The sequence below is a fragment of the Albidovulum inexpectatum genome (assembly GCF_002927635.1).
Taxonomy (GTDB): Bacteria; Pseudomonadota; Alphaproteobacteria; order Rhodobacterales; family Rhodobacteraceae; genus Albidovulum; species Albidovulum inexpectatum.
The window spans coordinates 307,047-318,456 of record NZ_PRDS01000003.1; the positions used below are offsets into that span (position 1 = coordinate 307,047).

Genomic DNA, 11,410 nt, shown 5'->3' on the forward strand with positions numbered 1-11,410 from the left:
GCGCGCGTGCATATCGAGAAGCTGTATTTCACGCTGCCCGAGATCCTGGAGCGCTGGTCGATCAGCGAGGATGACCTCATCTATCTCGCCGAGAACGACAGGCTGCGGCTGTCGGTGCGGGTCTTCGGCGTGCCGATCGAGTTCGGCGATTTCGAGGAGACGCCGGAGGGGGAACATTTCCCGGTGCCGTGGGAGCAGACCCGCTACAACGGCCTGCTGGATCTGCACGCGCAGGACGTCTTTCAGCTGTTTCGCTGTGGCCAGATCCATGTGAGCGCGTTCCGCACCGACCGAGCCGGTTACGCGGTTGTGCAGGACGTCGCTGAGCCGGTCCTCGTGATGATCGGGGATCTCCTGCTGCGGCGGGATGAGCGAGATCGCTTTGAGATTCAATCCGGATTCTCCGGTCGTTCGGGAGCAGGCGAGGAGAACACCTTCATCGTCTCCGCCGATTACCAGGACGTGCGCTGCAACGGCTACCGCTTCAAGCTTGGCCCGATCCAGGCCGAGGTGGTGCGCGCGCTGCACGCGGCGGCGCAGGCGGGCGAGCCCTGGCAGAACGGCAAGGCGATCCTCAGCATGGCCGGCTCGAAGAGCCTGCGCATGGCGGACGTGTTCAAGTCGAAGAAGAACTGGCGCCAGCTGATCCGTTCGGACCGCAAGGGCGGCTATCGCCTGAACGTCGACTGAGTCGGCTTTTTCCCTCACGATCCGACTCGCGGATCGCGCCAAAGGGGGATCGGCTGGGGGATGGTGGGGGATCACTCATCCCCCAGCTGACCGGAAACCCCACTGCCGCAAGGCGCAAGTGATCCCCCTCTGCATCCCCCGCTGATCCTGACGACATCCCCTAGCGGGATTTGGCATCACTTCCCCGAAGCCATCAACGAGGGGAAGCACGATGCGGAAACCACATTGTCTCAACCAGAAGGAACTCGCCCGGCGCTGGACCATTTCCCACCGCACGCTGGAACGCTGGCGGTGGGCAGGTGAAGGCCCCGCCTACATGAAGATCGGCGGCCGGGTGGTCTATCGGCTCGAGGACATCATCGCCTTCGAGCAGGTTCAGCTGCAACAAACCGCCGACACCACGCCGGGAGCGGCGTGATGGGACGCCTGTCGCCCATCACCGAGGCCGAGGTGGTGCCGATCCACGGGCTGAACGGCCCCGGGCTCGACGAGGTCGGGCTCTGCGCCTGGATCGCGCAGGCCGAGCCCGGCGAAACGCTGGTCTATCACCGAGGCTTTCTCGCGGTGGATGCGACCTCGGTCGTCTCGCGGCTCTCGTCCGAGCAGCAGCGCAGCCTGCAACAGGTGGCGGCGGCGGCCATGCGCGCCGCGGACCAGGGGCTCGTGCATCTCGTGCAGACCCGGCTCGGCCCCGACGAATTCGCCTACATCGCCATTGCCCGCCCCAGGCCGGGCCCGCCCGGCGCGCCGCTCTCCATGCGGCTGCTTGAAGCCGCCTGACACAAATCCCCCCAACACCGGAGACCACCATGCCATACCCCGAGAACACCCCGAGCATCGACGAGTTGCTCAACCAGCCCACCGGCGAGATCGCCCAGCTTCCGGTCGAATTGCTCGCCGCCATGCAGCGCGAGATCGCCGAGGCCGCGCGCCAGATGCGCGCCGTCACCGCACGGTTCAACGCCGCGCTGGACGTCCGCTACGGCTCTCGTGCCGCCGAGGCCCGCCGCGCCTGCGGCAAGGACACCGGCACCGTGCGCATCGCCGATGGCGACTTTACCGTGGTCGCCGACCTGCCCAAGCGGGTGGATTGGGACCAGGAACAACTCGCCGCGATGGTCGAGCGCATCCGCGCGGCCGGCGACGATCCCGCCCAATATGTCAATGTCACCTACAGGGTGCCCGAGCGCAAATACGCCGCCTGGCCCGAGGCGATCCGTGCCGGATTCGAACCTGCCCGCACCGTGCGTCCCGGCGCGCTGAAGGTCGAGATCAAGCCGGAAGGGGCGGATCAATGACCCTACCCATCATCACCGCCGATCAGCGGTTGGCCGAGATGCGCGGCGTGAAGGCGGCAATCTTCGGGGCGAGCGGGATCGGCAAGACCACGCTGTTGCGCACGCTCAAGGCAAGCACGACGCTGTTCTTCGATCTCGAAGCAGGCGATCTCGCCGTCGAGGGGCTGGCGATCGATACGATCCGCCCGCGCACCTGGACCGAATGCCGGGATTTCGCGGTGTTCATCGGCGGGCCGAACCCGGCGCTCCGCGACGACCAAGCCTACAGCCGGGCGCATTTCGAGGCGGTCTGCGTGAAGTTCGGCGACCCCGCCGCGCTCGACAAATACGACACGATCTTCGTCGACTCGATCACCGTGGCTGGCCGGCTGTGTTTCCAGTGGTGCAAGGGACAGCCCGAGGCGCATTCGGAGAAGACCGGCAAGCCCGACGTGCGCGGCGCCTACGGGCTGCACGGGCGCGAGATGATCGCCTGGCTCACCCATCTCCAGCACACCCGGGCGAAGAACGTGATCTTCGTCGGCATCCTCGACGAGAAGCTCGACGACTTCAATCGCAAGGTCTTCGTGCCGCAGATCGACGGCTCGAAGACGGGCCTCGAACTGCCCGGCATCGTCGACGAGGTGCTGACGCTGACCGCGCTGCCCGACGATCAGGGCGTGCCGCGGCGCGTCTTCGTCTGCCAGACGCAGAACCCATGGGGCTATCCGGCCAAGGACCGCTCCGGTCGGCTGGAGATGCTCGAGCCTCCCGACCTGGGGCGCCTGATCGACAAGATCCACCAGCTTCTGCCGCTCGATGCGCGCCCGCTGGTGATCGACCCGCCGACCATCCCGGCGCCCACCGACACACCTCAAGCCGATCCCTCCAACTGAAAGGACCAATGCCATGTCTGGCCTGTGGAACGACTTCAACGACGCCCAATCCAACGCAAACCTCATCCCCAAGGGCACGCTCGCCAAGGTGCGGCTGACGATCCGCCCCGGCGGCTTCGACGACCCCGCGCAGGGCTGGACTGGGGGCTATGCCACCCGTGGCGCGACCGGTGCCGTGTATCTCAACGGCGAGTTCACCGTGCTTGAGGGGCCCTATGCCCGGCGCAAGATCTTCACGCTGATTGGCCTTTACAGCCCTAAAGGGCCGGACTGGGCCAACATGGGCCGCAGCCTCATCCGCGGCATGCTGAACTCGGCGCGAGGGATTTCCGACAAGGAACAGTCGCCCGAGGCACAGGCGGCGCGGCGGATCAGCGGCTTTGCCGATCTCGATGGGCTGGAGTTCGTCGCCCGGATCGATATCGGCACCGACGCCATGGGCGAGGAGAAGAACGAGATCCGCGGGGCGGTGACGCCGGAACATCGGGATTATGCCCGGATCATGGGGACGGCAGGGCACGGTTATCAGCCGCCTGCGCAACCTGCGCCGCAGTCTTCGACCGCGCGGCAACCCACCGCCCCGGCAACCCCGGGCCGCCCGTCCTGGGCCGAGTGAGGGCACGCCCATGCGCCTTCGTCCCCGCCAGAAACTCTTCGTGGAGCGCAGCCTCGCTGCGCTCTCGACCCACGGCAACACACTCGGCATCGCACCGACCGGATCGGGCAAGACCATCATGTTGTCGGCCGTCGCGGGCAAGATGGTCGAGAGCGGTGCCAAGGCCTGCGTTCTGGCCCATCGCGACGAGCTGACGGCCCAGAACCGCGAGAAGTTCGGCCGGGTCAATCCCGATATCTCCACCTCGGTGGTCGATGCCGTCACGAAGGACTGGTCCGGCCAGGTCACCTTCGCCATGGCCCCGACCCTGAGCCGCCCCGCCAATCTCGAGGCCATGCCGCAGCTCGACCTGCTGGTGATCGACGAAGCGCATCACGCGATTGCCGACAGCTACCGCCGCATCGTCGACCGGGTGCGGGACGCCAATCCAGAGGCCCGCATCTTCGGCGTCACGGCGACGCCCAACCGGGGGGACCGGAAGGGTTTGCGCGAGGTCTTCGACAACGTCGCCGATCAGGTCCGGCTGGGGGAGTTGATCGCCTCGGGCCACCTGGTGCCGCCGCGCACCTTCGTGATCGACGTGGGCGTGCGCGCGCAGCTGCAGAAGGTGCGCAAGACCGCCCTCGACTTCGACATGACCGAGGTCGCCGAGATCATGGACCGCGCCCCTGTTACCGAAGAGGTGATCCGCCACTGGCGCGAGAAGGCCGCCGGGCGGCCCACCATCGTCTTCTGCTCCACCGTCGCCCACGCCGCCCACGTCGCCGAGGCCTTCAACGCGGCGGGCATCCCGGCGGGGTTGATCCATGGCGAGCTTTCCTCCGACGTGCGCCGCAACATCCTCGCCGCCTACGCCTCGGGCGAGATCGCCGTGCTGGTCAACGTCGCGGTGCTCACGGAGGGCTTCGACCACCCGCCCACGTCCTGCGTGATCCTGCTGCGCCCCAGTTCCTGCAAGTCCACCATGATCCAGATGGTCGGGCGCGGCCTGCGCACGGTCGACCCCGAGGAACATCCCGGCATCGTCAAGACCGACTGCGTGGTGCTGGATTTCGGGACGTCGAGCCTGATGCACGGCACACTGGAACAGGACGTGGACCTCGACGGCTGCGAGGCTAGCGGCATGGCGCCCACCAAGACCTGCCCGGACTGCGAGGCCGAGATCCCGCTTGGCGCGCGCGAATGCCCGCTCTGCGGCGCGCTGCTGGTCGAACCGAAGGAAAAGGGCGGCATTGAGGCGCTCGAGGGCATAGTGATGACCGAGATCGACCTGCTGAAGCGGTCGAGTTTCCAGTGGGTCGATCTCTTCGGCGACGAGGCCGCGCTGATGGCCACGGGCTTCAACGCATGGGGCGGCATCTTCTGGCTGGACGGGCTCTGGTATGCCGTCGGTGGCCGGCGCGGGGCGCAGCCCCGGCTTCTCGGCATAGGCGAGCGCGCGGTCTGCCTTGCGCAGGCCGATGACTGGCTGAACGCGCATGAAAGCGACGAGAGCGCCTTCAAGACCCGGGGCTGGTTGCGGCAGGCGCCGACCGAGAAGCAGCTGCAATACCTGCCGCCGAGCGCGCGCCAGGATTACGGGCTCACCCGCTACCACGCCTCGGCGTTGATCTCCTTTCGCTTCAACAAGCGCGCGATCCGGCAGTTGGTCCAGGCCGCCGCCACCCCGGAACGGAGGGCCGCGTGAGCCATGTCGCGCAAGTCCCACCCCCGCCCGCATCGCCTGCGGATCGACCGGGCTTTGATCGCTTATGGCACCCGCGCCCGGTGCTCTGCGCCGTCTGCACATCCCGCACCCGCGGCTTCGGTTGGTTCGATCCCAACCGTCCGCGTCCAACCCGCACTCGCCGCTGGTTCTGCTCCATGTGCTGCCAGGCGGCCTTCACCCGCAAAGCGAAGAGAGGACTGAGCATGGTCGATTTCACCGAGGAGGAAACACAGGCGCTGCCCGCCGTCATGCGCTCGCTCGCCCCCGAGATGGAGCGCATCGGCTGGGACCGGCCGCTGGGCCAGCTGACGCAGAACGACATGCACCGGCTGATCGTCATCACCATCGAGGCTTTCCGCACCGAGATGGCCGAGATCACCGCCGAGTCGGAGATCCCGTTCTGATGCTGGATTACAACCACCGCCCCAGCATTGCGGAGCGCATCAACGCGGCCGTCGACGCCTCCCTCGAGGCGGAGCGCGCCGCGACCCCACCGCGCGACTATCTCGGCGCCTCCCGGCTGGGGCAGCCTTGCGAGCGTGCGCTGCAGTTCGAGTTTGCCCATGCCCCCAAGGACGAGGGCCAGGAGTTTTCGGGCCGGTCGCTGCGCATCTTCGCGATCGGTCACGCGCTCGAGGATCTCGCCGTCAAGTGGCTGCGCGCCGCCGGGCTCGATCTCGCCACCCGGAAGCGTGACGGCGGCCAGTTCGGCTTTTCCGTCGCCGGCGGGCGGATCCGTGGCCATGTCGACGGGATCGTCATGGGCGCCCCCGCCGCGATTGGTCTACGCACCCCCTGCTTGTGGGAGTGCAAGACCATGAACGCGAAGAACTGGCGCGCCTGCGTCAAGGACGGCGTTGCGGCCTCGAAGCCCGTCTATGCCGCGCAGATCGCCCTTTACCAGGCCTACATGGAAGCGACGGTGCCTGGCATTTCGGCCAGTCCCGCGCTCTTCACCGCGATCAACAAGGACACCGCCGAGCTGCACAACGAGCTGGTGCCGTTCGACGCCGATCTCGCGCAGCGCATGTCGGATCGCGGCGTGCGGATCCTGCGGGCCACCGACGCGGGCGAGCTGCTGCCGCGCATGGCCCGGAACCGCGACTTCTTCGAATGCCGCTTCTGCCCGTTCTCGACACGCTGCTGGAGCCTGCCGACATGACCGACGCCCCCAAAGATCCGCCCGATGCGCAAGAGGATACCGACATGCGTGACGACACCACGCCCGATCAGCCCAGGGCCAACCTCGTCCATTTCAACCCCTGGCGCGATTTCAACGACGCGGCGCCGCAGATCGACCCCTTCGGCGATGAGCCGGACCCCGAGCAGATCGCAAGTTTCATGGAGGTGGTGTTTGGCTATTGCGACGGGCTGATCCCGGTGCGCAGCTTCATCGACAAGGGCCAGGGGATCGACGGGCGCCCGCACAACATCTGGATCACAGCCGATGAGACGGCGCCCGAGAAGATGGCGACCTTCGCGAACTGGGCCGCGCGCGAGGGGGCGGCGGTCTATGTCATCCCCGGCACGGTGGCAGAGGCCGGCCAGGCCAAGGCCGTCGACGTGGCGCAGATGCAGGCCGTGGTCGTGGACATTGACACAGGCGACATCGCCGCCAAACGCGCCCATCTCGAACGCCATCTCGGCCCGCCCACCATGGTGGTGGAAAGCGGCGGCATCACGCCCGAAGGCCAGCGCAAGGCGCATGTCTGGTGGAAGCTGACCGAGCCGGCCGAGGGCGGCGACATTGCCCGTGTGACGCGCCTGCGGGGCGACATTGCCGCCAAGGTCGGGGGCGACATGCATTTCCGCTCGGCGCATCAGCCGATCCGCGTGGCGGGTTCGGTCTATTACAAGAACAGCCTCAAGACGCTGGTGCGGATCGTCGAACTGAACGCGCGGCTGGAGCGCGATCTCGACGAGTTCGCCGAGGCGGTGACCGACATGCCGCCGGCGCCGGATGTCAATCTCACGCCGGACTTCACCACGCCCGACAAGCCCGCCGTGGACGAGGTGCTGGTCACTCCGGTGCGCGCGGGCGGTGCCGACGACTGGTCGCGCTTCGAAGGTGCCTCGGCGGCCATCGGCTACTTCATCCGGCTGGTCCACGAGGGCCGCCTGTCGAAGAGCGAGGGCTGGGAGGCGATCTGCGGCTACAACGCCGCCATGCTGCGGCCCCAGTGGCCGGTGGAGCGCCTCAAGCGGGAATCCGAACGCCTCTGGGCGCGTCATGTCGAGCGCCACGGGCCGCCGCTCGTCCGGCTCGACAGCGCCGCTCCCGCACCCGACGAGATGCCGACCTTCACGCTGGGGCAGCTGCTCGACCACACGAGCCCCATGCCCGCCGACCTGATCGGCCCGCGCGTGCTGACGCCGGGAGGACTGCTGGTGCTCGGCGGCGCGCCCAAGGTGGGCAAGAGCGATCTGTTGATCGCCTGGCTCGTGCACATGGCCGCCGGTGTGCCTTTCCTCGGTTTCACGCCCCCACGGGCCTTGCGCATCTTCTACCTGCAGGCCGAGATCCAGTATCACTACCTGCGCGAGCGCATGCAGCAGATCGGCCTGCCACCCGATTTGATCGCCGCCGCGCGCGACAACCTCGTCGTCCCGCCGAAGCTGAAGATGCTGCTCGATGCCGAGGGCAGCGCCCGCGTGGCCGCCGCGGTCCGGGCTGCGTTCCCCGACGATCCGCTCGACATCCTCTGCATCGACCCGATCCGAAACCTCTTCGACGGCGGACCGGATGGTGGGGGCGAGAACGACAACGCCGCGATGATGTTCTTCCTCAAGGACCGCGTCGAGGTGCTGCGCGACCACGTCAACCCCGACTGCGGTGTGATCCTCGTCCACCACACCAAGAAGCTCTCCAAGCACCAGGTGAAGGAGGATCCCTTCCTGGCGCTTTCCGGCGCCAGCGCGCTCAGGGGCTTCTATACGACGGGGCTCATCCTGCACCGGCCGGACGAGGAGGCATCGGAGCGGAAGCTGGAGATCGAGCTCAGGAACGGCCCGGCGCTGAAGCCCAAGCTCGTCGACAAAGTCAAGGGCCAGTGGGTCGAGGTCAACCCGATGAACGAGCGGCTCGTGCGCGCCGAACAGGGCGCGAAGTTCGATGCCGAACGCGTTCGGAAACAGGACGTGATCCTTGCTCTGTTGCTTGATGAGGCGGCCGAGGGACGGCTTTACACCTCCACCCAGTTCGGGGCGGCCTTCGAGAACCAGCACGGTCTGGGCAGTCAATACACCATCCGCGACCGGCTGAGCGTGCTGGCGACCAAGGGCTTCGTGAAGTTCCGTCGCGATCTGGCCGAACATGGCTACCCCGCCACGCGATCACACTTCGGCTACCTCTGCGTGGAGGGCATGCGCTTCGGCCGCGATCCGGTGGTCGATGACGAGACCGGGGAGGTCCTGGCGGAGGGCGAACCGGTACTGCCGACCCATTTCAAATGCCCCCATTCCGGGCGCGCCAGGGAGGTCGAGAACCCTGCCGTCTGGGTCTATCCGGAGGGGCTCGATGAGTGACTTCGTCATATGACAAAGGCCTTTGTCATCCTCATACCTTTGTCATGAACCCAATGAAATCAACGACTTGGCGATGACGATGACAAAGGCCTCTGTCATGCCCCTTTGTCATCCAAAACGGGAGAAAGAAACGTGAAAACAGAGACTTGTCAGGATCGGATGAGGAAGAGTGGGAACCCCCATACTCCGTATGGGGGCCAACCTGAAGGTTTGGCCCCCATCCATACGGAGCAGAGCATCCGCGCGCGGGGGCTCTGACTTTCCCCGTCCATCAATCCGACGACGGCGGCCGGTACCGCCAAGCATCAACCGCCGTCGTCTTCCACCCGAGCAGCCACCAGAAAAGGAGACCACCCATGGCTGATACGACTCTGTCCGGCGTCGAGCCCGGCGCAACCTTGAATCCGCCGTCACGCACCATCCTTGCCCTCGATCTGGGCACCACGACCGGCTGGGCCTTGCGCGGCCATGATGGGCTGATCACCACCGGCACGGTCTGCTTCCGCCCCGGCCGCTTCGACGGCGGCGGCATGCGGTATCTGCGCTTCACCAACTGGCTGAGCGAGATCGATCGGCTGTCCGGCCCAGTGGAAGCGATCTGGTTCGAGGAAGTCCGTCGCCACGCGGGCACCGACGCGGCGCATGTCTACGGCGGGCTCATGGCCACCCTGACCGCATGGGCCGAACTACGAGGCGTGCCTTACGAGGGCGTCCCGGTGGGCACCATCAAGCGCCACGCAACCGGCAAGGGCAATGCACCGAAGCACGCCATGATCGACGCTGCCCGTGCCCGGGGCTTCAGCCCGGCCGACGACAACGAGGCCGATGCCATCGCAATCCTCATGTGGGCGATCGAGACCAAGGGAGGGGTGGCATGAAGGCGATGCGCTTCACACCGCCGGGCTATGGCGGGCGGCGACGCGACCCCGATGAGGTCAAGCGCGACGGCTGGCGGAAGCAAGGCCTGCTGGCAGTTTCCCTTGACGACCAACGGCTTACTTGGCCTGAGCGTGAACTTGTGCGGCAACTCGGCGAGCGTCTTTACGGCGCGCGCCTCGACAAGACGGAGGACAAACGATGACCCATTGGACACCAGCCCTCGTGGAGGAACGGCTCGCGGAAGCGGCCCTGATCCTGCGACGGCTACCGGACCCGCGCCGGCGTGGCTATTTCTCGACCTGGCCCGAGATCGTCCACAGCTTTGCCGACAAGGTGGGCCAGGAGCCCAAGCAGATGCGCGTGCTGCCCTCGCCGCAGGCGATCAGCCGGATGGAGGAGACGCTGACCTGGACCGGCTGCCTCGAACCCATCGACGGCAAGATCGTCTGGATGAAGGCGCATGGCGAGCGCTGGAAGGAAATCTGCTACGCCGTGGGCCTGCAACGGGCGGCGGCACATCAGCACTGGGCCTACGGGCTCTCGATCATCGCGCTGACGTTGAATCGGCAACCGGTCAACCGACAGCTATCCAAGCGCAAGCTGATCCGCCTCGCACGCGGCGCGTAGCGGATGGAAAATTGTCTGGCAGACAGTTTTCGATGAGACAAAAACGGCTCTTCCGGGGTAGAAATCAGGTATCCTCGGGAGAGGCCCGCGCGGGACGGCCCGAGCCGCTGGCTTCCGTGGTTCCCCGAAGGGTCCAGATGGGGTCCAATCCGCTAACCCTTTGAAAACTTGGTTCCTTCTGGGCCGGATACGTATGCTGGCGGGCTTGGCGCGCAATATCGCCAGCGACAGGGCCGGTTTTTTGGGAAGCCACCCGGAATCCGGATCCACCCGCACCCCGCGCAAACCCCAATAAACATTGGCCTTCCGGCCGGATACCCCGGACGCCGCTGGACCCTGCGAGGAGTCCAGCATGGCATCCGGTGTCCACCCCGCCGGAATCCACCACCATTCACGGAACACCGCCCATGACGCTGAGCTTCGCCCCCGAGCGGATCGAGATGTGGCCGCTGTCAAAGCTTCAGCCCTACGCCAAAAACGCGAAGGTGCACGGGGCCGACCAGGTGGCGAAGATCGCCGCCAGCATGGCCGAATTCGGCTGGACCGTGCCCTGTCTTGTTGGAGACGACGGGGAGTTGATCGCCGGCCACGGCCGCGTGCTGGCCGCCGCGCAACTGGGGTTGAAGGAGGCCCCGGTGATCGTGCTCGGGCATCTGACCGAGGCGCAGCGGCGGGCCTATCGTCTGGCCGACAACAAATTGACCGAACTTGGCGACTGGAACGAAGCCGTTCTTTCGGCGGAACTGCAGGATCTGCTGGCCGACGATTACGACCTGTCGCTGGTCGGCTTCTCCGATGGCGAACTCGACAAATTGCTGGCCTTCGTGCCGGAGGGGGACGGTGAAGAAGAAGTTGGCGCCGGGGGCTCCGTGCCGCCGGTGACCATCCCCGAGCCGCCGCGCAATCCGGTATCGCGCACCGGCGATCTGTGGATCCTCGGCGATCACCGGCTGCTCTGCGGGGACAGCACGAACCATGAGGACGTCCGCCGCCTGATGAACGGCGAGCGCGCGGTGCTGTTCGCCACCGACCCGCCGTATCTCGTCGACTACGACGGCTCGAACCATCCGACCCGGAACAAGGACTGGTCGCAATCCTACGGCGTCACCTGGGACGACAGTTCGCAGGGCGCGGAGCTCTACGACGACTTCATCGCCGCGGCTGTCGCCGAGGCGATCACCGAGGATGCCGC

14 protein-coding genes are annotated in these 11,410 nt (G+C 66.6%); all 14 read left to right on the forward strand.

The genetic code is table 11. The annotated features are described in order from the left end of the window. Positions 1-6 precede the first annotated feature (6 nt). Positions 7-690 carry a hypothetical protein gene (locus tag LV82_RS07000; RefSeq protein WP_104070245.1) on the forward strand — a complete coding sequence of 228 codons (684 nt, stop codon included), beginning with the start codon at positions 7-9 and terminating at the stop codon, positions 688-690. A gap of 211 nt (positions 691-901) precedes the next feature. Continuing rightward, on the forward strand, positions 902-1,108 hold the full coding sequence (locus tag LV82_RS07005; protein ID WP_104070247.1) for a helix-turn-helix transcriptional regulator: 207 nt from the start codon (positions 902-904) through the stop codon (positions 1,106-1,108). Continuing rightward, positions 1,108-1,470 (forward strand): hypothetical protein, encoded by a 363-nt coding sequence (locus LV82_RS07010; protein WP_245873095.1) that lies wholly within the window; start codon positions 1,108-1,110, stop codon positions 1,468-1,470. The genes LV82_RS07005 and LV82_RS07010 overlap by 1 nt, the downstream gene beginning before the upstream one ends. Before the next feature lie 29 nt (positions 1,471-1,499). Further along, the gene (locus LV82_RS07015) at positions 1,500-1,988 is read left to right on the forward strand and encodes a hypothetical protein (protein ID WP_104070248.1); all 489 of its coding nucleotides are present in this window, start codon (positions 1,500-1,502) and stop codon (positions 1,986-1,988) included. Further along, complete coding sequence (locus LV82_RS07020) at positions 1,985-2,863, forward strand: ATP-binding protein (RefSeq protein WP_104070250.1); 879 nt, start codon at positions 1,985-1,987, stop codon at positions 2,861-2,863. The genes LV82_RS07015 and LV82_RS07020 overlap by 4 nt, the downstream gene beginning before the upstream one ends. A gap of 13 nt (positions 2,864-2,876) precedes the next feature. Continuing rightward, positions 2,877-3,479, forward strand: coding sequence for a hypothetical protein (locus tag LV82_RS07025; protein WP_104070251.1), 603 nt, complete (start codon positions 2,877-2,879; stop codon positions 3,477-3,479). Between the two features lie 10 nt (positions 3,480-3,489). Continuing rightward, on the forward strand, positions 3,490-5,166 hold the full coding sequence (locus LV82_RS07030) for a DEAD/DEAH box helicase (protein ID WP_104070253.1): 1,677 nt from the start codon (positions 3,490-3,492) through the stop codon (positions 5,164-5,166). 224 nt (positions 5,167-5,390) lie between these two features. After that, a complete protein-coding gene (locus LV82_RS07035; RefSeq protein ID WP_104070254.1) occupies positions 5,391-5,591 on the forward strand; it encodes a DUF6511 domain-containing protein in 201 nt (66 codons plus the stop codon). Next, positions 5,591-6,349: a PD-(D/E)XK nuclease family protein gene (locus tag LV82_RS07040; protein WP_104070256.1), complete on the forward strand. Its 759-nt coding sequence runs from the start codon at positions 5,591-5,593 to the stop codon at positions 6,347-6,349. The genes LV82_RS07035 and LV82_RS07040 overlap by 1 nt, the downstream gene beginning before the upstream one ends. Next, on the forward strand, positions 6,301-8,712 hold the full coding sequence (locus tag LV82_RS07045; protein WP_245873096.1) for an AAA family ATPase: 2,412 nt from the start codon (positions 6,301-6,303) through the stop codon (positions 8,710-8,712). The genes LV82_RS07040 and LV82_RS07045 overlap by 49 nt, the downstream gene beginning before the upstream one ends. 356 nt (positions 8,713-9,068) lie before the next feature. Beyond that, a complete protein-coding gene (locus LV82_RS07050) occupies positions 9,069-9,590 on the forward strand; it encodes a crossover junction endodeoxyribonuclease RuvC (RefSeq protein WP_211289172.1) in 522 nt (173 codons plus the stop codon). Then, positions 9,587-9,793, forward strand: a complete 207-nt coding sequence (locus LV82_RS07055; RefSeq protein WP_425427739.1) for a hypothetical protein — start codon at positions 9,587-9,589, stop codon at positions 9,791-9,793. Before LV82_RS07050 ends, LV82_RS07055 begins: the two co-directional genes overlap by 4 nt. Further along, positions 9,790-10,218 carry a DUF6362 family protein gene (locus tag LV82_RS07060; RefSeq protein WP_104070257.1) on the forward strand — a complete coding sequence of 143 codons (429 nt, stop codon included), beginning with the start codon at positions 9,790-9,792 and terminating at the stop codon, positions 10,216-10,218. Before LV82_RS07055 ends, LV82_RS07060 begins: the two co-directional genes overlap by 4 nt. A 407-nt stretch (positions 10,219-10,625) precedes the next feature. After that, positions 10,626-11,410 (forward strand): ParB/Srx family N-terminal domain-containing protein (locus tag LV82_RS07065; RefSeq protein WP_146065137.1); only part of this gene is annotated, 785 nt, incomplete at its 3' end.